This is a genomic window from Thermopirellula anaerolimosa (assembly GCF_054657335.1).
Window position 1 is genome coordinate 1957100 of the sequence record NZ_BAAHYX010000006.1, and the last position, 23967, is coordinate 1981066.

General features: G+C 63.7%; 13 protein-coding genes. 7 read left to right on the top strand and 6 right to left on the bottom strand.

The window, feature by feature from the left end; genetic code table 11:
• Positions 1–230: 230 nt before the first annotated feature.
• The 3 genes from ACYQ6J_RS13125 to ACYQ6J_RS13135 all read right to left on the bottom strand — a co-directional run bounded on the left by ACYQ6J_RS13125 (position 231) and on the right by ACYQ6J_RS13135 (position 3305).
• Positions 231–1229: a CehA/McbA family metallohydrolase gene (locus ACYQ6J_RS13125; RefSeq protein WP_460184635.1), complete on the bottom strand. Its 999-nt coding sequence runs from the start codon at positions 1227–1229 to the stop codon at positions 231–233.
• A 337-nt stretch (positions 1230–1566) separates the two neighbouring features.
• Complete coding sequence (locus ACYQ6J_RS13130; RefSeq protein WP_460184636.1) at positions 1567–2847, bottom strand: glycosyltransferase; 1281 nt, start codon at positions 2845–2847, stop codon at positions 1567–1569.
• Positions 2848–3041: 194 nt separating this feature from the next.
• Positions 3042–3305: a hypothetical protein gene (locus ACYQ6J_RS13135; RefSeq protein ID WP_460184637.1), complete on the bottom strand. Its 264-nt coding sequence runs from the start codon at positions 3303–3305 to the stop codon at positions 3042–3044.
• 388 nt (positions 3306–3693) lie between these two features.
• Between ACYQ6J_RS13135 and ACYQ6J_RS13140 the strand changes: the two genes are divergently transcribed.
• Positions 3694–4617: a sirohydrochlorin chelatase gene (locus ACYQ6J_RS13140; RefSeq protein ID WP_460184638.1), complete on the top strand. Its 924-nt coding sequence runs from the start codon at positions 3694–3696 to the stop codon at positions 4615–4617.
• A gap of 275 nt (positions 4618–4892) precedes the next feature.
• Here the strand turns inward: ACYQ6J_RS13140 and ACYQ6J_RS13145 are convergent, their stop codons facing one another.
• Positions 4893–6227, bottom strand: coding sequence for a sulfatase family protein (locus tag ACYQ6J_RS13145; RefSeq protein ID WP_460184639.1), 1335 nt, complete (start codon positions 6225–6227; stop codon positions 4893–4895).
• Positions 6228–6779: 552 nt separating this feature from the next.
• On the opposite strand from ACYQ6J_RS13145, the gene ACYQ6J_RS13150 reads away from it, so the two are divergent.
• The 5 genes from ACYQ6J_RS13150 to ACYQ6J_RS13170 all read left to right on the top strand — a co-directional run bounded on the left by ACYQ6J_RS13150 (position 6780) and on the right by ACYQ6J_RS13170 (position 15406).
• Positions 6780–8096 (top strand): ISKra4 family transposase, encoded by a 1317-nt coding sequence (locus ACYQ6J_RS13150; protein ID WP_460184390.1) that lies wholly within the window; start codon positions 6780–6782, stop codon positions 8094–8096.
• Positions 8097–8331: 235 nt separating this feature from the next.
• A complete protein-coding gene (gene araD, locus ACYQ6J_RS13155) occupies positions 8332–9048 on the top strand; it encodes an L-ribulose-5-phosphate 4-epimerase AraD (protein ID WP_460184640.1) in 717 nt (238 codons plus the stop codon).
• A gap of 112 nt (positions 9049–9160) precedes the next feature.
• Positions 9161–10651: an L-arabinose isomerase gene (gene araA / locus ACYQ6J_RS13160; protein WP_460184641.1), complete on the top strand. Its 1491-nt coding sequence runs from the start codon at positions 9161–9163 to the stop codon at positions 10649–10651.
• Positions 10652–10852: 201 nt separating this feature from the next.
• The gene (locus ACYQ6J_RS13165; protein WP_460184642.1) at positions 10853–12817 is read left to right on the top strand and encodes a sodium:solute symporter; all 1965 of its coding nucleotides are present in this window, start codon (positions 10853–10855) and stop codon (positions 12815–12817) included.
• 186 nt (positions 12818–13003) lie between these two features.
• Positions 13004–15406 (top strand): 3-keto-alpha-glucoside-1,2-lyase-like domain-containing protein, encoded by a 2403-nt coding sequence (locus tag ACYQ6J_RS13170; RefSeq protein WP_460184643.1) that lies wholly within the window; start codon positions 13004–13006, stop codon positions 15404–15406.
• A 362-nt stretch (positions 15407–15768) separates the two neighbouring features.
• On the opposite strand, the gene ACYQ6J_RS13175 is transcribed toward ACYQ6J_RS13170, so the two are convergent.
• Together ACYQ6J_RS13175 and ACYQ6J_RS13180 are read right to left on the bottom strand one after the other, a co-directional pair.
• Positions 15769–19134 (bottom strand): UvrD-helicase domain-containing protein, encoded by a 3366-nt coding sequence (locus ACYQ6J_RS13175; RefSeq protein ID WP_460184644.1) that lies wholly within the window; start codon positions 19132–19134, stop codon positions 15769–15771.
• Positions 19135–19260: 126 nt separating this feature from the next.
• Entirely contained in the window at positions 19261–22194 is a 2934-nt protein-coding gene (locus tag ACYQ6J_RS13180) for a PD-(D/E)XK nuclease family protein (RefSeq protein WP_460184645.1), read from the bottom strand.
• A gap of 779 nt (positions 22195–22973) precedes the next feature.
• Between ACYQ6J_RS13180 and ACYQ6J_RS13185 the strand changes: the two genes are divergently transcribed.
• Positions 22974–23870 (top strand): UTP--glucose-1-phosphate uridylyltransferase, encoded by an 897-nt coding sequence (locus ACYQ6J_RS13185; RefSeq protein WP_460184646.1) that lies wholly within the window; start codon positions 22974–22976, stop codon positions 23868–23870.
• Positions 23871–23967 lie beyond the last annotated feature (97 nt).

A 23967-nucleotide genomic window follows, 5' to 3' on the forward strand; every position in this document is an offset into this window, starting at 1 on the left:
GTGCTTCGGACGGTGCTTGGACGCGAGACTGGATTCACCACCGGCTTACGCCGGTGGCTCTAATTTCTTTCGTAATCGTTTTTTTGAGCGTCCAGCACTTGCAGCCACCAGCGTTAGCTGGTGGTGTTTCACTAGGGTTTAGCGCAACTAGAGCCACCAGCGTTAGCTGGTGGTGCAATGCTTGGAGCGGATACCGCCGGCGGAAGTCACCGACTCGCGCGAAGTCCTTCTCATGCGGACGGAATCGCCATGGGATTCGTCCAGGCGTGATTGCCGGCCTCATCCACCACCTCCACGCGGACCCAGCGGTATTGGCGACGGGCCCCCGCGAACTTCCACTGGGCGGTGGTCAAGGGGGCATCTTTGCCGGCCCGAACGACGTAACCGTTGCCCCACCCATCATAGCGGAAAATCACCTTCCGCACGGGACTGGTCACGATGCGGACCGCGCCGTCCTCGATCCGGCAATCGTCGATCGTCGGACCGGCGGAGGCGTAGTACGCCCCCCGCTCCACGGCGTCCATGATGGCTGCGACATCCAGGGAGGGCGCCTTGATCATGGTCCAGCCGAGGTTGATTAGCCGCGAATTGTGCAGGTCGTCCGTGCCGATTCCGCCCACGATGCGGCCCGCATTGAGCACCTGATCCCAATGCACGGAACTGTTTCCGTTCTCGTTTTCCACCTCGCAACCGCTGTTGAACACCTCGACGGCCACGTACCCCGTCACCTCCAACATTTCGTTGATGTTATGCGCCGTCCAATAAGGATGTGCATAGACCACCCTGCCGCCCGCCGCAATCACGCGATCGATCATCTCTTGGGCCGGGAGGTTGCGGTCCAATTCGAAGGGATGCGGGATATTGAGGGCGACGAAGTGATGGGCCGGACCGCCGGTCCCCGTTCGCGGGTGCATCTCCATGCCCACGATCGGCAGGAAGTCTTCCCGCCCGAATCCGCTCAGGTCGTTCGTCTTCCAGTGATCGGTGACGGCCACAACTTGGTAACCGGCCTCGCGATACTGCGACAACCGCGTCGGCACGTCCACGTCGCCGTCCGAGGTGGTGGTATGGACGTGAAAGGCGGCCTTGAACCACCGGCCTTCTTGCACAAAAGGATTGAGCAGGGGCGTCGCCGCAGCGGGCGCCTCCGCACCGAGCGACTCGCGCGCCCCGAATGCCGCACGGGCGGCCACGGTTCCCGATAGAGCGATGAAGGTCCGGCGATCCATGGTGGCGACTCCTCTTCGGAAAGAAAATTGCAGCGAGACCGGCCCCCGCGAACGTGATAGGGGAGGAAGCGAGATCGGGAAGCAGTATAGTCGACGCCGACACCCTCAGGCAACCGCCGCCGATGATGCGAGAGAGCCTCCAGCGTAATCTGTGATGCTTTTCTTGCGTAGCGTTTAGCGCACTTGGAGCCTCCAGCGTAAGCTGGAGGTGTCAGTTGTGAACCCGCAGCGCAAGCTAGAGGTGCTTTTGCGTGGCGTTTAGCTCACTTGGAGCCTCCAGCGTAAGCTGGAGGTGTTTCAGGATGTGTTCCGACACTGCCCGAGATTCACGACGTTCTCACGCGGCCTCGGAAACCGCGATGGGTGTCGCGGCGTTCTTCCCGGTCGTTTCGGGGGAATGACGCGCCACGATCCGCCACTTGCCCCCGTGTTCCCGGCGATAGACGATGCCCCGCCAAACGATGTCCCGCCGCAGACCGCCGCGGAGCAAGGCCGCCCAGCCTATCAGCGCGATACATGGGGCCGACAAGATGTCGATCAGAAAAATCCACCGCATACCGGAGAAAGCGTCCGGACAATAGGTCCGCGCGGCCCAGGCCCGACAAACACCCCGGAGTCCATACAAAACGTAAAGCAGGCCTGCCGCCGTTGCGGACGCCGTCCGGACCGCCGCGGAAGGCGCCGCCCAGGCGCCGACCAACAAGCCCCAAAACGAGACTTGCGCGAACGTTTGCAGCAGCACGGCAGCCAACCACCAACGAAAGATCACGTGCCGGGCCAGAGAGAATTGGCGCTCGATGAAGGCGACGGTCTGCGACCAATTCCAGTGGTTTCGGGTAGGGATCATGCAGGCCGGTTCGAACTCGATGCGGAGCCTTGCCCGCCGCAGCACGTCCGCCGCCTTCAAGTCGTCGCAAATCGTCCCCGACCAGGCCTCGCGTAGATTTAGCCGCTCGAACACCTCGCGGGTTATCGCCCAGGAACCGCCCCAGATGAGGTTCGGGGCATTCCGGCCCAGCAGCATGGCGTAACCCGCGTTGATCGAATAGACCACGACGTCGGCCAGTCGCCCCCCCCGGGCCGTGAACCAGCGGTAGCCCGTCACCGCCGCTGCGTCCCGCTCTTCCAGACGCCGGGTCAGTGCTCGAAGCCAATACTCGGGCGGCGACGCGTCCGAATCGGCGAATGCCAGGACCTCCACGTCGGGCGGAATGTCGGCGGTGGCGCGGCGAAGGTTGTGCACCTTTTGGGCCTCGCCGTCGGCCTCGCCTGCGAACAGCACCTCGGCCCGCCGCTCCGGGTGCACCGCAATCAGGCCGAGGATGACGGCGCAGGCGGGATCCTCCGTGCTCTCGACCACGAAGCGGATGCGGTAATCGGGGTGATCCTGGCGAAAGAATCGTTCCAGGTTTTCCGCCAAATCCGGTTCCGCCCCGCGGCAGGGGACGATCAGCAGCGTCGACCGGCGCGAAACGAGCCGGGAAATGTTCCGCAGTCGCGATGCGGCAAAGCGGCGGTGTTCATACGCCTGGAGCAACAACAGCGCAGCCTGAAGGATGGCCGCGGTCGCCCACAGCCCAATCACGATCGGCCAAAACCCGTCCATGGTTGCCGACACGAAAAAAGTCCCTAATTCCGCATTCCGCGGCGATCTCCGTTCGCAGCGTCTAAGTTCAGACGTCCGATTCGCCGCACCGTTACAAAGACGCTATGGCAGCATAAGCCTTCACGGCACTGCCGTCAATCGAAATCGGGTCCGTTTGGAAGGGCAACGGCAAGGCGCGGCTTCACAAGTCGGCGACAATCCTCGCCTCAACCGTTCGTCGCGGGGACCTGGGAGTTCGAATGCATGGCCCCGACGGACGAATAGGTGTGATGCCGGTAGTATCTCCGCCGGACCGTGTTGCCGTAAAAGTGCCCGAATCGGTTGGGACGCTCCAGGATCGGCAAAGACCGGATCTGCTCGCGCGTCATGGACCGGGCGGCGGAATCAGCCAAAACCGGCGTCGCGGGCAACGTCCAAAACGCGCTCGCCACGATTCCCGCGAACAACAAGTAACGCAGTGCACGTCGCATGGCGGTCTCCTCATGGCTAGAAACAACAACCCTACGCGCGGCCCCGCAAGGAGGCGCCGAAAACTCTTGCTTTCGTGGTATCTCGGCATCGCGGCGGGGAAAAATCGGCGGGCAACCGAAGGTAACGGGAACGCAACGTTGAGCGATAGCGAAAGTCGCGAGGGTTGCAGCGTTTGCAGCGGATGCACGATCCGTGCCGGTCATATCACCGCACGTCGCCTTCTTAAACTCACAAATATGCCGAAATTGCCTGCCCGACAAGCCCGTCCCCGGCGACTTCCCGACACTTGTCCCGGGCGCCCTCACCAGCATAAGCTTCCTGTAGCGTTCCTCACCGCCTCTTTCCCCGGAGTCCGTCTCAGTTATCACCGATCCCTGCCTTTGCTCCATGCCCGAACGTGCCGAACCTTCCACCGCAGCAACGCCTACGGACAGCGGCGCCGCCTGGCCGGTCGCACGCAATCGGTCGCTTCCCGAAGAAGAAGCCCGCAATGCCGAGCGGCGAGCCCCGGAACTCTGCCGCGATTCCACCCAAGATGTGGGCGTCTTGCTGGTCGGTCATGGGACTCGCGAACCGTCGGGCATCGAACAAACGTGGGAGTTGTGCCGCCTTGTAGAGACTTCTCTTCGCCACAGAGGCTTTGGCGGGGCGTTCGCCCTGGCCTTTCTGGAGTTGGCCCAACCCAGCATCGCCGCCGCGTTGCCGGTCGTGCGGGACGGGGCAATTCGCCGGCTGATCGTGGCCCCTTTGATGCTTTTTGCGGCGGGCCATGTGCGGCGCGACATTCCTCACGAGGTCCGGACGGCCTTGGGCGATCATCGCCTTCCAGCAGTCCGCTACCTGGACGCCTTCAACGACGACCCCGCCGTGCTCCGGTTATCGCTGCGGCGTGAGCGAGACGCCTTGGGGCTACCGCCCGACCGTGACGACGCGACGGAGGAAACGTACTATCTCTTCGTCGCCCGGGGAAATCGCGATCCCGAAGCCTTGGCCGCAACTCGCCGCGTTTTGGAACTGCGTGCTCGGCAATCGCGGCGGCGGCACTATGGCTTGGCCTACCTGGCCATGGCGAGGCCGACGCTGGATGAGGCGTTGGACCGGGCGGCGCGCGGCCCATGGCACCGCGTGATTGTCCAACCGCACCTGCTATTTCGGGGACTGCTGGAGCGCGAGTTGCGGGCCAAGGTCGCCCAAAGGGCGCAGCAGCGCCCCGACATCACCTGGGTAGTCACCGACGTCCTCGGCCCCGATTCGACGCTGGCGGACAGCTTGGCCGCCAACATCTCCGCGGCAATCACCCCGCAACCCTAAAACGGTTCGGTTTCGTGCCGGTCGAAGAAACCGGCGGTCTCCTTGGGCTATCGACGGTCCCAATTGCTCCTCCCGATACCCAAACAGCCCTGTCCACTGGTGCGTTAAGCTTCTTGCAGCACGGGCGAGGGCCGGCGTTGCCGGATTTGGGCGCGGCGGCGGGTAAGGTGACTCTCCAGGCAACCGCGGCCAATCTATCGCGTGAATATCGTGAGTATACATCGCGTGAGTATCGGGTTTATACAGAGGTTTTGTGAGGGGTCCGTCATGTCGGTTCAAGGAACGTTGGGGGCATCCAACTCGGGCGGGCGGATGCCTTCGTGCTGCTTCAATACCTGCAACAACATGCCGTAAACCCCGGCGGCATGTTCGTCCAATCGGCCCACATCCAACGGTTTCTTTTCGTCGGGATCCCGACGGAGATCGAAAAACTCGCCCGTCGTGTAAAGCTTGAAGTCCTGCGTGAAGGCGAACTCGCGGACTTTGCGGTCGTTACCTTGCCGCGGCGAGTACCAGCAATAGATCCATTCTCGCGGTCGGCCCGGTTGACCGAGCAATTGCGGCCACAAACTTCGACCGTCCAGGACTAACTCTTCAGGCAGGGATATTCCCGCCGCTTCGCAGATGGTGGGAAAGAAGTCCGTGCTGTCGACGAGGTCTCGGCAGATCAGCCCCTCGCGCACCAACCCGGGACCGTTCACGATCAGCGGGACGTGCATCCCGGCGTAAGTCGTCTTGCCCTTGCCGCCGATGATTTCGCGGTCGCCCATTCGAGAGCGGACTCCCCCGCCCGTCCCATTGTCGCCCACGAAAATGACGACGGTTCGCCGGCGGATGTCGAGCGCGTCTAGATGATCCACGAGTTTTCCTATGAGCTTGTCCATATACTCGACCATCTCTCCGAAGTGCCGGGGATGCCGGTGGACTTCTTCGCCTTGCGCGGCGGGGTCCCAATCCGGACTATCAGGCGTGGGTTGGTAGGGCGAGTGCGTCAAGGTCATTGGATAGTAGAGCAAGAACGGTTGGTCTTTGTGACGGGAAATAAAATCGCAAGCGAATTGATTGAGTAGATCGGGGCCGTATTCGCCGTTATGATAGTCGCGTTCTATGCCCATGATCTCCAAGCCCGGATTGGCATATCGAGGCGGTCGCCGCGTGTGTTGCCATAAGTAATACTCCTGGAAGCCCAATCGGCGGGGTAGATCGACCTCGTGACCGAGTTGCCACTTGCCGACGATGCCGGTTGCGTAGCCCGCCTTCTCGAAAAGATGCGCAAAGGTACGGACGTTGGGGTCGATTACGCCGAATCGGAGGTAATTGCGGGCGTTGGAGCGACCGGTCATGATCTGGACGCGGGTGGGCGTGCAGAGTGGTTGCACATAACAGTTTTCGAATCGCACGCCCGAGGCGGCAAGCTGATCGAGTCGGGGAGTCTTGTAAGAAGTACCGCCGTTCGCGCCGACAGTCTCGTAACCCAGGTCGTCCGCGAGGATCAAGATGACGTTGGGCCGATCGGACCGGCCTTCCGTTTCGGCCGGGGCGGACGCTCCCGCGACCAGGACTATCCATCCCAAACTCATCCCGAGCAGACTCGCGAGTCGTCGATACATGGTAATCTTCCCCGAGGAAAAAGGCCGTGACTCCGGGTGGATGCCCGCGAAGCGGTTGGCGGACGGAGCCGAGACACCTCCAGCTTACGCTGGAGGCTCTTTCACGTCCGCATCTCCAGCATACGCTGGAGGCTCCTCCACACCCACACCTCCACGCCACACTTCCAGCTTACGCTGGAGGCTCTTTCACGTCCGCATCTCCAGCATACGCTGGAGGCTCCTCCACACCCACACCTCCACGCCACACTTCCAGCTTACGCTGGAGGCTCCTCCACGTACACACCTCCACGCCCACACCTCCAGCGTAAGCTGCTATTGTTGGAGCCACCAGCGTAAGCTGGTGGTGTCGGAGCCGCCGGCTCGATCTGGCGGTGTCGGAGGCTCACAAGTTGTCCCATCACGCGATCGGCCTTGCGCAGCGGTGGCGTCTTTTGCGCAATCGCTTCACGGGTGCGGCTGAAATGCTGTTTCGCGATTGGGGGGAATAAGTAAAACAGGGTGTTAGAGGTTTGCGTTGTTGGAAGTTCCCCTAACACCCGGAAAGGAATCGTGATGAGGAGTGTACTCAGCGCAGAGCAGCGTCGTCAACTGCACGAGAGGTTTGACAGCGTGTTGGATGCGATGCCGGTCAAGGTGGACGACTTCGAGAAAGCGGAGCAGGTCTTGAGCGAGGGCTTCCACGGCCTGGGCAATCAAGCCTTGCAGGCGTGGGCGGATTCGGCGAACACGTCGGATGCGTTGCCGAAGTGTCCGTGTTGTGGTGAGTCCATGCGGCATCGCGGCTGCCCGCCTTGCACGGTGGCGACGACTTTCGGCGACGTGAAATGCCGGCGTCCCCGGCGGCGTTGTGATCGTTGTGAAGAGGAATGGTATCCGCACGATGCGCGGTTGCGGTTTGCCGGCCACGGCGTCAGTTGGCCGTTGGCGAAAGTGGTGGCCCGGCTCATGGCATGGGTACCGGCGGAACAAGTGCAGACGGTCTTGCGTGCGGACCACCGCGTGGAACTGAGCAAGCAAACGATCCAGCAGATCGCGCACACGGCGGGTGAGATGCTCTTGGCCCAGGAGGACGCTCAACGCCAGGCGTTCTTTGGGTTGTCACCCGCGGAGCAGGCCCAGGGGATGCCGCAGTCCACGTGCCGTGCCCCCGTGGTAGCGGTGTATGCGGATGGGGCCATGATTCACGCGGAAGGCGAGTGGCGAGAGATTCGTGTCGGTCGAGTGCGGGCCCTGGACGGGGAAAAGAACACCCTGGCGCAGAAGACGTTCGCCCGGTTTTTGTCGTTGGAGGAGTTCGGCCGGCAGTTGTTTCTGGAGGCCTATCGCACCGGCTACGGCCAAGCGTCGCAACGTGTGTTCTTGGGCGACGGCGCGCACTGGCTGTGGGAATTGGCGGCCTTCCACTTTCCCGAGGCTGTGCCCGTCTTGGATTGGTATCATTTGAGTGAGAACGTCCACCAAGCGGCCCATGACGTATTCGGTGTGGGCACGGAGGAAGCGAAGGTTTGGGCGAAGGAGCGGCTCTCAGAATTGTGGGAGGGCGGGCACCGGCAGGCGCGCGTGGCGATCGCCGCCTTGCAGAAACAGTTGCGTGCGCCGACCAAGCGGGAGGCGTTGCGGAAGCTGGGAGTGTATCTGAAGAACAATGCGGAGCGGATGGATTATCCCCGCTACCGTGCGGCAGGATTGCCGATCGGCAGCGGCCCGGTCGAGTCGGCCTGCAAGTGCCTGGTGGGGGCACGCTGCAAACAGGCCGGGATGCGCAACTGGCGTCGTCGTCGGGCGGAGGCCATCCTCCGCCTCCGCGCCGCCCTTTACGACGGCCGCTTCGACGCCCTGTGGTCTGCCCATCTCCAACAAGCCGCCTAAACTTGCCACGATCTATCAGCCGCACCCCGCTTCACTTGCGGCGGGATGGGTAGGCGTCTATGCTGTTAGGGTTGCGTTCCGCCGGTTCGAGTTCGACGAGGCTTTTCGGCGCGAATCCAGCGACGCGGCGGACGCCGAATCTAATGCTTTTTTCGTTGTTGCGCGATGTGCGCTCGTGTTCTTAGTTCCGGTGTAGACAGCGGAGAGACGCCCCGGTTCCGGGCAGCGGAATGGCATGTGGGAAGAGCTGCGAGAAAGCACGGCGGAGGCCAATCGCCGATTGGCCGAGTGGAAATTGGCCCCGTTGACGTGGGGTAACGTCAGCGGCATCAGCGCGGACCGCCGGGTGATCGCGATCAAACCCAGCGGCGTCCCGTACGAGGAATTGACACCGGACAAAATCGTGTTGGTGGACGCCTCGGGCGGCGTGCTGGAGGGGAATCTGCGGCCGTCCAGCGACACGCCGACGCATTTGGAGTTGTACCGTGCCTTTCCATCGGCGGGCGGCATCTGCCACACGCACAGTCGATTCGCCACGGTCTTCGCCCAATTGCGCTGCGGGTTGCCCTGTTATGGGACGACGCACGCCGATCATTTTGCGGGCGAAGTTCCCGTTACCCGCCCCCTGACGGCGGACGAGGTGAACCAAGAGTACGAGGCCGCGACGGGCCGCGTGATTGTGGAGTGCTTTGCGAATTTGAGGTTGGACCCCGCGGCGATTCCGGGGGTCCTTGTGGCCGGACATGGGCCTTTCGTCTGGGGCGGCGGTCCGCTTCAAGCGGTCGAAAACGCATTGGCGTTGGAGGAGATCGCGGCGATGGCCTGGGCCATGTCGGCCTCCGGCGTCCCGCTCGCGCCCTTGGAGGATTACATCTTGAAAAAGCACTTCGAGCGGAAGCATGGGGCGGCGGCCTATTACGGCCAGCCTCGCGCAGAGTCGCGGGAGACGTAGAAGACGCCGCGAACGATGGGCCGCGCCAATGATGCAACCAATGCGCGGATCGCGGCAGACCGGGGGGAAGTGACGACATCCGACACAACGCCAGCGTGGAGATCGCCCGGCTATGATCGACCTGAAGCAATTCGAATTGTGGTTCGTGACCGGTAGTCAGACGCTCTACGGCGAAGAGACGCTGAAAAAAGTGGCCGACAACGCCCGGGCCGTTGCCGCGGGCTTGGACGCCGCCGCGGAGATTCCGGTACGCGTGGTGTATCAACCGCCGGTCACCGATCCGCAGGCCGTTGCGCGTGTGTGCCGGGAGGCCAACGCCCGACCGGAGTGCCTGGGACTAATCACCTGGATGCACACGTTTTCGCCGGCCAAGATGTGGATCGCCGGACTGCGGGAACTGGCCAAGCCGTTCGTGCATCTGCACACGCAATTCAATCGCGACCTGCCCTGGGACGCGATCGACATGGACTTCATGAATCTCAACCAATCGGCGCACGGCGACCGCGAGTTCGGCTATCTGTGCAGTCGGATGGGGCTTCGCCGGGCCGTCGTGGTGGGACATTGGCAAGACGCGGATGTCCGCCGGCGCCTGGGCGCATGGTCTCGGGCGGCGATCGGTCGGTACGAGTTGCGACGGGTTCGCATCGCCCGTTTCGGCGACAACATGCGCGAGGTCGCCGTTACCGAAGGCGACAAGGTCGAGGCGCAGATCACGTTGGGATGTTCGGTGTTGGGCTACGGGGTAGGCGACTTGGTCGCCGCCGTCCAGCAGGTCTCCGATGCCGAAATCGACCGCCTGACCGCCGAGTACGACGAGCAATACGCGACGGCCCCCGAGCTGCGCCCCGGCGGCGCGCGGCGCGGCGAACTCCGCGAAGCGGCACGGATCGAGTTGGGGTTGCGGGCGTTCCTGCAAGACGGCGGCTTCCACGGGCTGACGGATACGTTCGAAAACCTGCACGGCCTGCGGCAATTGCCGGGACTGGCCGTCCAACGACTGATGGCCGACGGTTACGGTTTCGGCGCCGAGGGCGATTGGAAGACCGCGGCTCTAGTCCGCGCCATGAAAGTGATGGCGGCGGGGCTCCCCGGCGGGACGTCCTTCATGGAGGATTACACCTACCACTTGGCGCCGGGCGAGGAAATGGTGCTGGGCGCGCACATGCTGGAGGTTTGCCCCAGCATCGCCGCCGATCGGCCCTCCCTGGAGATTCATCCGCTGTCCATCGGCGGGAAGGAGGATCCGGTCCGCTTGGTGTTCGACGCGCGGCCGGGACCGGCGGTCAATGCGGCGCTGATGGACTTCGGGGATCGTTTCCGCCTGTTGGTGAACGCGGTGGAGACGATTCCGCCGCCGGCCAAACTGCCGCGATTGCCGGTGGCGCGGGCGGTGTGGAAGCCATTGCCGGACTTCAAGACCGCCGCCGCGTGCTGGATTTGGGCGGGCGGAGCGCATCATACGGCCTTCAGCCACGGCGTCACGCCGGACATGCTGGAAGACTTGGCCGAAATGCTGGGATTGGAGTTCTTCTTCATTGGGCCCGAGACGTCCCAGTTGGAGTTCCGGCGCGAGGCGCGGGCGGCCAACGATCGAAGAAGATAGCATTGCCGAAGACTCGCCCCGATTCACGGGGCCGAGGTCGGCGGTCGGGCGCGGGGCGAAACGGTACGCTTGAGAAGCCCGGCGCCGTGAGTGTAAAGTGGAACCTTTACGAAGGACGATTGGCCGCACGATGTCGCCCGCCGGGGTCGTCGTGCATCATCGATCGCGGACTTTTTCCCAACACGCAGAGGGGATCGCTTCATGGCAGGCATGGATTGGATCGTCATCGCGGCTTACTTCGTCGTCCTGTTCGGTTTGGCATGGTGGGTCATCCTGAAAGGGAAGGACACCGCCGACGACTACTTCCTGGCCGGTCGCAACCTGGGCTGGTTCGTGGTGGGGGCTTCCATCTTTGCCTCCAATATCGGCTCGGAGCACTTGGTGGGTCTGGCGGGATCCGGTTGCACGGACGGCGTCGCCATGGCCCATTACGAGTTGCATGCCTGGTGCTTGCTCATCCTGGGCTGGGTCTTCGTCCCCTTCTATCTTCGCTCCCGGGTCTTCACCATGCCGGAGTTCCTGGAACGCCGCTTCAGCCCGGGCGCGCGATGGCTGCTCTCCTTGATCTCCCTAGTGGCCTATGTGTTGACCAAGATTGCGGTCGGCATCTTCGCCGGGGGCATCGTGTTCCAGACGCTTCTGCCGGACGTACACATTGCGATCGGCTCCTACGACCTCAACAGCTTTTGGGTCGGATCTTTCGCGGTCATCATCTTGACGGGTCTGTACACCGTGCTCGGCGGGATGCGGGCCGTCGCTTACACCGAGGCCTTGCAGACCTTCATCTTGGTGATCGGTTCGGCCCTGGTGACGATCTTCGGTCTGCGCGTACTGGGCGGATGGAGCGGCCTGCGCGAAGTGTGCGGGGGCGAAATGTTCAACCTGTGGAAGCCGCTGGCCCCCGCCGGATGGACCGGCACCTGGAAGCCGGTCTTGGATGAAGGCTCCAAGACCATGGCCTGGTATTTCAACAGCAATTATCCCTGGTTGGGGATGCTGATCTGCGCCCCCATCAGCGGCCTGTGGTATTGGTGCACCGATCAATACATTGTGCAGCGGTGCTTGGGCGCTCCCAGCGAGAAGGAGGCCCGGCGAGGGGCGATTTGGGCGGCCATCCTCAAGCTCTTGCCGGTGTTCATTTTCATCATCCCGGGTATGATCTGCTTGGCCGTCTCGGTCAGCGGTCGCAACGAAGACCTTACTCGACAATTTTTCACCGCGGAACTGGAAACGGCCCTTTCCCGCGATCCCCAGGTCATCGCCCAGACTAAGAGCGAGGTCAAGCCGATCTCGATCGGTCGGGTCAGCGTGCCGAAGGGCGAGATTCGCGAGATCCAAGGACAGCAAGTGGTCACCAACGGCAAGGTCGCCGTGGTGGGCGGCGAGATTACCCAAGATCAAGACGGCTACGTCGTGACGGGCGGCAAGGTTTACGTGAATTCGCAGAGCACGCAGGCGGCCTTCCCGCTGATGGTCCGCTACGTACTGCCGACGGGCATTCGCGGAATCGTGGTGGCCGGTCTCTTGGCCGCCCTCATGAGTTCGCTGGCCGGCGTCTTCAACGCCTCGTCCACGCTGTTCACGATGGACTTCTACAGCAAACTGCGGCCTGGCGCGTCGCAGTCGGAATTGGTCTGGACCGGACGGATGGCCACCACGGCGATGGTGGTCATCGGCCTGGCGTGGATTCCCGTCATTCAGGGCGCCCGCGGCTTGTACGATTACCTGCAAAGCGTGCAGGGCTACTTGGCCCCGCCCATCTTCACCGTATTCTTCCTGGGCGTATTCTGGAAACGACTCAACGCCAAGGGCTGCCTCTGGGCCTTGGCGGTAGGGTTCGCGCTGGGCGTGTTTCGCTTGGCCGTGGACACGCCGGTCAAGCTCTTCGGCGTGACCTATCCCGAAGGCTCCTTCCTCTGGATCGTCAACAACATTTTCTTCCAATACTTCGCCGTGCTGATCTTCGCCGTCAGCGTGGTCGTGATGATCGTAGCCAGCTACCTCAGCAGTCCGCCGGATGAGGCCAAGATTTCCGGTTTGACCTACGGGACGATTACGGAAGAGCAGCGCCGCGAGTCGCGGTCCACCTGGAACGCGGTCGACGTTTTGGCCTCGGCGTTCGTGTTGGCCGCCATCATCGCCGCGTACCTGTACTTCCGCGGATGATCGTCGCAGTCGAGGGCTTCAAGCCTCAAGCATATTCGTGAGCCTCCAGCGTGAGCTGGAGGTGATGGGGATGGGAGCCTCCAGCGTGAGCTGGAGGTGTCTCGGCGCGGCCCAAGACTCACCACCGGCTTACGCCCGTGGCTCCAAGAGAGTTTTCGAGTGTCGACGAAGAAAGGAACCGCATTCATGGCGTCCTGTTACAGCCTCTTGCGCCGTTTTCGGCTCGGCTTGTTCTGGCCGGTGCTGCTGTCAGCGCTGTTCGCGTTCGCCCCGGCGGGGGGTCAGGAGGTCGTCCTCACCGTCAAGCCCGACGAGGCGGTCAACCCCATCGACGTCAAAGTGTACGGCCATTTTCTGGAGCACATCTACCACTCGGTCAACGGCGGACTGTGGGGTGAGTTGGTGTGGAACCGCAGTTTCGAGGAAATGAGCGGCGGGCAGTGGCAGATTCGAGACGGCGAGGTCGTGCAACGCGGACTGGGCACCAATCAGCGACTGGTCTTCGGCGACCCCGCCTGGGGAGACTATGAATTCACGCTCCAAGCCAAAAAGACCGGCGGCGAGGAGGGCTTTCTGATCCTCTTCCGCGTGCAGAACGAGCAGGACTTCTACTGGTGCAACCTGGGCGGTTGGGGCAACCGGTCCCATCAACTGGAACGCGGAAGGACCGGCGAGGGACGCTGGCACGGCGTCGGTCCTCGTGTGGACGGTCGCATCGAGACCGACCGCTGGTACGACATCCGCGTCCGCTGCGAGGGAACCCGATTCCAGATTTGGCTCGACGGCCGACTCGTCATCGACTGGACCGATCCCGCGGGCCATCGGACGGGCGCGGTGGGCGTCGGCACCTGGGCCACTCAAGCCCGATTCCGCAGCCTCAAAGTCACCGATCTATTCGGCAACGTCCTTTACCACGGCCTGCCGGATACGCTCTCCGAAAGCGTGACACCCAAGCATTGGCGGTTCGCCGGTCAAGGTCGCCTGACTTTGGAGGACGAACACCCGCTCAATAGCCGCTTCGCGGTCCGCATCGAGGGTCGGGACGGCGAAAGCGTGTTGCGGCAAGGGCCTTTGGCGCTGCGGCGCGACGAATGGTACGTCGGTTCCCTGTGGGTTCGCGGCACGGCGCCCCTGGGAATGTCCGTCCGACTGATGGACGGCGCGCAACCGCTGGCCATGCAAAGCATTTTCAGCGTGGGCGACGACTGGCGCGAGGTGCCCATCCGCCTTCGACCGCACGCGAACACGGACCGTGGGGCGCTGGAGATCGCGCTGCGAGGCAAAGGCAACGTGTGCTTGGACCAGGTCAGCCTGATGCCCGAGAGTTGGGCGGCGGGCGGTTTTCGCCCCGATCTGCTCCAGGCGGTCAACGATCTGCAACCGCCGCTGATCCGTTGGCCGGGCGGATGCTTCGCCTCGGCTTATCGGTGGAAGGCCGGCATCGGTCCGCAGCATAAGCGCGAAATCTATCCCCGCGAACTCTGGGACGATCAGGACGTCAACTCCTTCGGCACCGATGAGTTCATCGCCATGTGCCGCAAGGTCGGCGCCGAACCGATGCTGGTGGTCAACATCGGTACGCCCGCTTGGAACCCCAACCCCGACCCCGAAGAATTCATGCAGGACGTGCTGGACTGGATCGAGTACTGCAACGGTCCCGCCGATTCCAAGTGGGGCGCGGTTCGGGCGGCGAACGGTCATCCTGAACCTTACGGCGTGAAGTATTGGGAGATCGACAACGAGACCTGGCACATGCGGGCGGAACCGTACGCCGAGGCGGTCCGCCGCTTCGCCCCCGCCATGCGCCGCGCCGATCCGTCCATCAAGCTGGCGGCCTGCGGCAGCGGCGGCATGGGACGCGACGCCCATCAATGGAACCGCGTCATCATCGAGCGGTGCGCCGATCTGATCGACTACCTCAGCATCCATCACTACGAAGACCCCAATCGATTCGCGGACGGTCCCCGGGCATACGAGGCCTTCTTCGAAGAGACCGGACGCATCATCGCCGACTCCAAGAATCCCGATCTCAAGCTCTTCGTCTCGGAGTGGAATGCGCAGAGCACGGACTGGCGCACCGGCCTATATTGCGGCGGGATTCTGAACGGTTTCGAACGGACCGGCGGCGTGGTGGAGATCGCCTCGCCCGCCCTATTCCTCCGACACGTTTCGGCGACGGACTGGGACAATGCGTTTATCAACTTCGATCATCGCAAGTGGTTCCCCGCCCCGAACTATGTGGTCATGAAGCTTTGGCGGGAACACTACCAACCCGTCCGCATCGCACTGGAAGGCGAGGCCGGGCCTTTGAACGTGTCCGCGTCCCGCTCCGCCCAGGGTGACGTGCTGGTAATCAAGGCGGTCAATCCCCTGGAGCAACCTATCACGCTGTCGCTGAAGGTGCCGACCGAGGGCGTCACGCGCGCCGACGCCCGACAGATAGCGCCGGGGAGTCTGCGGGCTCGCAACAGCCTGGACAAGCCCGACGCTGTGGCCCCCGTCGCAGCGGAAGTCTCGCGAGGACCGGAGGGATTCACAGTCGTGCTTCCCGGCTACTCCGCCACCGTCGTGGAACTCCGCCGCGAGTGAGGGCGTTCGCGTCGGGACTGCCCGGGGTCACCACCGGCTTACGCCGGAGGCTCCAGGATTCGTTTTGACGCGTCTCCATCGCATTCATGAGAGCCTCTGGAGGTAATGGTAATGGTGATGGTCATGAGAGCCTCCAGCGTAAGCTGGAGGTGTCTTGGCGCAACCCAGGATTCACCACCGGATTACGCCGGTGGCTCCAATTTTGCACCACCAGCTTACGCTGGTGGCTCCAGTTCTTCGCCACCGGCTTACGCCGGTGGCTCGGGAAAAGGGTGGCTTGGGAAAATAGCGTCCGCGCGGCACAGGCTAACACGCAAACGTGAGCCGCCGGTGTCAGCCGGCGGTGAATGGCGAGCACAGCCTCAACGCTCGTTTCCGGCATCCTCGACGGCCAGAACTTTGCCTGCGTACACGAACGCCAGCGTGGCGGCCACGCGATCCGCCGGAAGGCTCAGCAGGCAGGCCGCCGCCTTGCGGTATTTTTCCAACTGGGGACGATAGAACGCCGCCCTGGCGACCAGGCTGAAGCGGGGGTCCGTTTCCTCCGCGGTCGATTCGGCGTGGACCACCTTGTCCGTCTTGTAGTCGACGACCTGGGCCAGAATCGGCTTGCCGGATCGGTATGCCACTGTGACCCGATCGAATTGGCCGCGGCAGAATGTGCCGTCGTCGAGAAAGATCGCAAAGGGACGCTCCTTCCAAACGACCCAGTCGACGCCGTCGAGGGATGGAAATCGTCGCGCGATGCGCGGCGGAAGAAATGCGTCCGGCGTCTTGCGCGACAACAGCGATCGCAATTCCTTCGCCTCCAGCAGACGGCGGAATTCGGCCAAGAGCCGAGAGAGGTCCGCCGTCAACTGCGGATTCGCGGAGAAATCGCCCGCCGCCAAATCGTGCAGCACGCGATCGTCCGGCACGCCGTCCTCCAGCCAATCGATCTGTGAGAACCACAGATGGAGGATGCTCCCCTCGTCCAACGCCCGTTGCGGCGGACGGCGAAAGAGGTCGCGGAGCGGTCGGTCCCGGCCTTCCAGGGCGTGCGGCGACAACCAATGCACGGCCCGCGGAGTTCGCGGCTTTCCCGTGAATCGGATCGGTTCTCCGGTTGACTCCGGGGTCAGGCGCTCTTCCGACGGCGGGGCTGAAGGGGGTCGCCAAGCCCGTTTGCCGTGCTCCCACAGGACCTCGTCAGGTAGGACGCGCTGGAAGGCGGGCGGGGCGCCGTCCTCGTTCGGCGATAGCAGGGCCGCTCGAAGAATCCCCGCCCACGTCAACGGCAGCGTTCGCTCATGGTCGCGCGAGGGGTTGATCAGCATGTAGAGTGCGTGGACCGCCCGGGTCATGGCCACGTACAGCAGGCACAACGATTCCCGAATCACGCGAAGCCTTGTCCGGTCGAAGCGTTCGGCAAACCCCTCGGGCAAGACGCCGACCTCGCGCAGTTTGCGGTCGGTCCAAGCGCACACCCAATCGTATTTGCCGCCGGAATCGCTGCGATCGGCCGCCACGTTGGGCGGTTGGCCTTCGAGTCGCTGGTCGAGATCGGGCAACACGACGATCGGGAATTGCAACCCCTTGGAGGCGTGGATCGTCATCAAACGCACGACCCCTTGGGACGGCTCGGCTTCTCGCCTGCTTTCGATCCAGCGGACGAAATCGTCCACGCGGGAACGGTCGCGGGTTTCGTAGGCATAGGCCAAAAGCGCCAAGCGTTCCAGTCGCGGCAGGTCCTCCACCGCCGAGAACGGAAGCAGGCTTTTGGCGTAGTCGAAAATTACCGGGCCGTAGCCGCGCAGCCCGATTTGCGTTCGCAATCGCAGCGACAGTTCGCGTCGGGCCTCGGCTTGCTCGGCGGACGACCGGCGGGAATACGATTGCCATCCGATCGTCTCAGCCAGGGGAGAATGGGCCACATGAAAGGCCGCCGCCTTGTCGCCGGGATGATCCGCCAGTCGCAGCAGCGACAGCAGGACCCGCACGCCGGGGGCCAGATCCAAAGGATTGCCCGCCTCCTCGCTCACCGGTATCCCTAGTCGCCGCAGGCCGGACAACAAGGGCGGAATCGCGTCCTTTTTGCGGAATAGCACGCCGATCTCAAGCTCCGGGTAATCGCGGTGCAATTGAGCGATCAGTTGCACGGCGCGGCTCGATTCCGGCGAGATTTCCTCGGGCACGTCGTCGTCGGCTTCTTCGGCGTCGTCGCGGGGACGTGCGACCGGATGGGCCTCCTTGCTCATCAAGGCGCAATAGCCGTCCAGTTCTTCCCGCGCCGTGCCGTGCGATTGGAACGCCGCCGCGAAGACCTCCGCCGCTTGCCGCGGGATATCACGCTCGTCGGAATTAGAGGCAGCGGCGAAGGCCGCGTTCCGAGGCAGGGGTTCGAACACGCGATTGACCGTCTCGATGACCACGGGGCTGGAACGGTAGCTGACATCGAGCGGCATGGTCGCCAGTTCCGGAATCTCGTTGGGCAGGTTCTCGATGATCGCCGGTTCGCTCCCCCGCCAACCGTAGATGGACTGCTTGACGTCGCCCACGCAAAAGAACGTTCCTTCTTTGCCCGACCGAATGTGCTCCACCAACGGACGCAGGGCCTCCCATTGCGGCATCGAAGTGTCTTGGAACTCGTCGAGCAATAGGTGCTCGACGGTGCCGTCGAGGCGAAAGCCGGGCAAGGGCGAAGTCCGCCACGAGGCGGCCAGACCGTCGCGCACATGCCGCGTGACGTCCGCGAACGTCACGCCGCCCCGCCGTCGCTTCGCCGTCTCGTAGCAGGCATGGAACTCGCGGAGCATGTGGAAAATCGTAGCGGTTTGCCGACGAATGCGGTTGCGGAGCACCGCTTGGGCGTGCTCGACGACCGGTCGATAGGCCTCCAACAACTCATCGTCGATGGGCTTGCGGTGATATATGCCCGTGCCGCCGGCGACGGCCTTGGCGATACCAGTCGTCAAGAATTTCTCCCAATCTCCCGCTCGGGCCTTCTCCGCCCCGGCAATAAGCGCGTTGACGACGCGACCGTCGGGCTTGGATCCCGGGCGATCGGCATACCAGGAGGCAAGCCCGTCCAATACCCGGAGATGGGATTGCAACTCTTTTTCCGAAAGCTCTTTCGCGGCAGGAATGACGGACCAGGCCGCCTCCTCGGACTCGAGAAAGACCAGGTCGTAAAGCTGGTAGACCAGTTCCAGGAGTTGATCGGTCACGGAGCGAACGGCTTGTCCCTTCGTCAAGAGCCGCATCCAGTCGGCGGCATCCGTGCTTTGCTCGGCGGCCAGCATCTCCGAGATTGCCCGCAATCGCAGTCGCCGATCCGCCTCCTCGTCCAAGATGGTCCACGTCCAGGGCAGATCCAATTCCAGGCGGAAGCGTTGCGCCACGCGGACGAAGAAACTATCGAGCGTGCAGATATTGATCCGGTCCAGGCGATCGACCAGTTCGCGGAGCAGTTCGAAGCAGTCATTGGGGCCGAGCGTCGTGCCGACGACCTTGGCCAAATCTCGGGCTTGCTCGGGACGTTGGGCCGCGGAAAGCAATCGGCCGAGGAGTCGATCGAGTATCTCGCGCGCCGCCTTGCGACTGAACGTGGTGGCCAAAATGCTCTCGACGGGGCGTCCCGACAGCAGCAACCGCGCCAAGCCGTGGATCAACTGAAACGTCTTTCCCGATCCCGCCGAAGCGCGAATCAGCAAGTGCCTGGGGTGGGAACGGTTCGTGGAGTCCTTCATACCGTAGCGCCTTCGTTTGGTACCATGGTTGGCCGCGTTTCGACCGCCGGGGTGCCCGTCCGCCGGTGATGCCGGTTCGACAACGCCTGGTACTCTTGTCGATTCTTTGCCGAGCAAGTTCGGCGGCTAACGTGTCTTGCCGATGATGCGATTCAAGTCGTCGAACCCTGGGGGCGGAGGATCGGCGGGCGGACCGAATCGGCCCCGGCACACGCAGCGAATCACCTCCCGGGCCGCTTCCACCGCATGGTCCAATTCCGCGCGACTCCAGTTCACGAATTCCGTGCCCGTCTTGCCGACATCCTTGGGCAACAGGAAATAGCCGAGCCGAATCGTCGGTGCGTCGCGACGGCCCGAAGGCTCCGGGGCTTTCCGGGTTAAAAAGTCGCGGACCAAGTATTCGTAGAGCGGCAACTGCAAATCGACCCAGCGTGTGACGGACTCGCCGCGATGAACGAGCTTTTCCCAGAGGCTCTCCGGCAGATGCGGCGGGCGAGTCGGGTCGCGCAGACGCTTGCGGTGGGCCTCCTCCGGTCCGGTCCCCGCGTCGCCTAACTTGTAGTCGAGAATCTCGAACGCGTTCTGCTCGGGGTGATAGTCGATTCGATCGACGCGGCCGACGACGGACACGGCAAGCCCCGGTTCGTCGAGCGGTCCCAACGCTCCCGACAGGGAGTATTCGCAGGTTTCGATCCGCCAGCCTTGCCGCGCGCGTTCCGCCTGCCGTCGGGCGAAGGCCGCCAGTCGCTGTTTGAGGTGTTCGACCTGGACGGCCACGGCGGGCTTCGGTCCGGCACCGAACCGCGACTTGACCAGGCGATCCAAGCGCGCGGCCAAGTAATCGGCCGTTTCGTTCGGGTCGTCCGAATCCTTTTGTTTGGATCGCCCGAATTCGCTCAGCACCTGGTGCGCCAAAGTGCCGAAGTCCATCGCTGAAAGCTCCTCCACGTCGTCGGAGCAAGATTCCAGTCGCAACCGATGGCGGAGATAGTAGCGATAGGGACAAGCCAAGTAGTCGCGGAACTCGGTGACGCGCATCTCGGCGGGCGGGGGCAACGGTTCCGGCGGCGGAGGAGCCCAGGGGTCTTCCCGACTGTCCGCCGCGACGGGTGGAACGCTCGGCAAAAGGCGACCGGGCGCGGTCTCCGGACGATCGAAATAGCGCTCCACCTGCCGCAAAAAGACCTCTTTTTCACGCGAGAAGAGGAGTCGGCTGGGGAGCAAGGGGTCGCCGTCCAGGGTTTGTCGCGCGGCGATCAACCGCCACTCTGCGCGGCCCTGGATCAACAGCGTCAAGCCGTACGCGTCCCGTGCGAACCGTCGGGCGTTGTCGTTCAGTTCGAACGCCTCTCGCAACCGATTGGGGAGGAAGGGATCGTTCCCCGTCGTCGAAGGCGTCAAACCCTCGTTCATGTTCGTTACGATGACGGCTCGGGCGTCGTCCCACGGAATCTCCAACCAGCCGACCAGTTCCACGGCGTCGGGCAGCGGCTTGGGCGGCAAACGACACCCGCGAAGCTCTCGCTCCAATAGCGGCAGCCAATCCTTGCCGGTCAGACAGAGTCCCGCCCGTTTCCAGAGGGAGTCGGGGACGTCCAGCCAAGCGTGCAACCCGGCGGCGATGTGATCGCACGCCTCGCGCCAAGCCTGTTCGTCGCGGATCGGCGACGGCGAGTCATTCGCCGCATCCGGGCCGGCCTGCCCGAAGGTATCGCGAGCGGCGTCGAAGAACTCGGCCAGGGCTTGGGCGATCCCGTCCGCCCAATACTGCGGCGGCATAGGCCCGGCGTGGAGAAGCGGTCCGACGGCTTCCGTCAAACGGGCGTACGCTCGCTTCATAGATGCCGAGAATTCGCCGGTCGTTTCCATGCCCGCCGCGGCGTCCAGCGGCAGATGTCGCTGCATCCACTGATCGGCGGCGGAGAGGATGTCGTCGTGCTCGACGCCCGTTCGACGCAAATAGCTTTCCACCCAGGGGTGGCGCAGCAGCGCGACCAGGTCTTCCGCCGTCCCGCTCGAGGCATACGCCGAAAGGCCGCTCAGCAATCGCCAGGGAAGGGATTCGGTGACGGGGACGCCGGGACCGTACCGGGCGGGCACCTCCAGTCGCTCCAAGATTTGCAGGAGCAACGGGGCGAGCGATTCATCGGCCAAACCGATCGTGATTTCGCCCGACGCATGATCCAAGCTCCATTGCCGCAACGCCTCCTCGACCTTGGCCGCCTGTTCCACGGCCTGATCGACCACGGAGATGCGGTCGGGGTCGGGCGGTTGCGGCAACGCGCGCCATGCCTCGGGAATCAAGGTCCCCCAGGGGTCGAAGCGGTCGGCCTCTTCCCGGGGTGCCGCCACCAAAGCCGCCGCCTGATCGCCCGCCGCGTCCAGCATGGCTCGCACAATCCGGGGCGGATCGACGATTCCCACCAGCACGATGCGGCGCGTCGCGCGGCATTCCCCGTTCCGGACCGCGTGGAGCCGCGCCGTTTGGACGTCCCAGTAGCCGTTGGCGTCCAAAATCTCCAAATAGCATCGTTGCAGTTCGGCCAGGGCTTCCCAGCGCGGACCCTCGGGGAAATCGGCGATGCGTTGCGGGGCCTCGCGGGCGACGTCCTCGAACGTCAGACCCGCCCCCGAAAGCTCGGCGTGCAAACGGGCGAACCACTCCCCGGCTTGGAGTCGTTCGTGCAGATCGTCCGCGGCGGGCGGACGCCGCAGAATCCGCGCCACGCTCTCGGGACTCCGCCGCCGCAGTTCCTCCAGGGCGGCGACCCAAGCCAGCGATTGGACGGTCGGCGACGCGAACGGGCGCCGGTTTTGGTACAACAACTCGGGCAAGCCGCCCACCGTGACGACGAAAGGCGGGAGGAAGGCCCTGCGTCGGGCCTGGAGACGATGGGCGAGCAACTCCAAAAAGCGACGCCCCGCTCGGGCGGTGGGAAATACCGCTATCCAGTCGGAAAAGTCGGCCGTGGCCGTCGCTGTATCACTTTGCTGAGCGAGGAACCATTCGACCGCGGAGACCGGCAGCGGGCGATCCCAACCCAAGAAATGACGTTCCATGCGTTCCATCTCCGCGCGGGTATCGAGTCGCGGTCGTCGCGCCGAAGGCAAAAGTGCCCGCCTCCCGCACCGCGGCGACCCGTCGATGGCGAATCGGGGCTTCCTTTTCCGCCAGTTTACGCGGTGAAGGACCCTCGCGGCATCCACCTCTTCATGCCTCGATACGATTTTTGCAGCAACAACACGAGCTGCCGGCATTGGAGCCGCCGGCGTAAGCCGGTGGTGGGTTTGGCGCTACCCAGGGCGGATCAACAACAACGACGCGAATACCACGCCAACCACCAGCTAACGCTGGTGGCTCCAGTTTGTGTGTGGATAGTTCAGGCCCACCACCAGCTAACGCTGGTGGCTCTAGGGTTTGCACGATGGCGCAGCAGACATTGGAGCCGCCGGCGTAAGCCGGCGGTGGACACCCCCAACGTACCGCGACGCACGTCGCGCACCAAAACACCGCTAGCTCACGCTAGCGGCTCCTGTGGTGCGAATCGCAAATCCACCTCGGGCCGACGCACCCACCTCGGGCTGACGCCTGAGGCTCCTTTTTCTCTGAAGTCCCTTGCCGGGTTGCGCGCGGGCGCGTTGGGTGTTGCGTTTCGGCCATGGCCCATTTGCACGACTGCCGGCATCACCTATATTTCCAAGAGCATTGTCGGGGTATCCTGCGATCATGAGGTCGGCGCGGCCCGGCGACGCTCGACCCGCGGCGTTGGGGCATCGGGCGCGTCGGCGCGGAATAGGTCGGGCAGGGAAGCGACGCATCCAAGAATTCGAGGATCGATATGTCGGACGGCAAGATCAACGTGGCGGTGGTTCCGGTGGCGGGACGCGGGACGCGACTGCTCCCCTTGACCAAGAGCCAGCCCAAGGAAATGCTGCCGGTGGGTCGCAAACCGGTCGTGCAATATGTGGTGGAGGAGTTGGCCCGCTGCGGCGTGGAGCGGTTTCTCTTCGTCACCGGTCCGGGCAAGACGGCCATCGAAAACCACTTCGATATCGACGTGGAGTTGGTCGAGAGCCTCCGCGAATCGGGCAAGGAGGACCTGCTCAAGGAGTTGGCGTTCGAACGGGCGGACCTCGACTATTTCTACACGCGGCAGCGCCGGCAACTCGGTCTGGGACACGCCATCCTGTGCGCGGCGGCGGCGGTGGGCAACGAGCCTTTCGTGGCGGCCTTGGGCGACTCCATCATCGGCCTGCACGCCCAGTCGCTGGTCGTCCGCCGCATGATCGACGAGTTCCAGCAGCAGGGCGCGGACGCCGTGATCGCCTTCGAGATCGTGCCCCGGGAAGACGTGGTCCACTACGGCATCGCGAAACCGGAGCGAATGCCGGACGCGGAGCACGAAGTGTTTCGGTTGAGCGGAGTCGTCGAAAAGCCTTCGCCCGCCGAAGCCCCCAGCGACTTGGCCGTGGCCGCGCGGTACGTCTTCAGTCCCGCCATCTTCGAGCATCTCCGCGCGACCGAACCTGGCAAGGGCGGCGAAATCCAGTTGACCGACGCCGTGCAGCGCCTGATCCAAAGCGGCGGCAAGGTGCTGGGCATCCGCCTCCCGCCGTCCGAGCGTCGGTTCGATATCGGCAACTTCGAGAGCTACTTCAAGGCCTTTTTGGAATTCGCTTTGGCCGACCCTGAGTACGGCCCGGAATTGCGGCAATTCGTACGGGAACTGCCGTGATCGCGCCCAATCGGCCAAGCGTGACGCGGCAGAACAAGCGGTGGCGGCGGTCCGCGACCGCTTTCGTCGGGGTCGCGCTCCTTACCCTTCCGGCGGG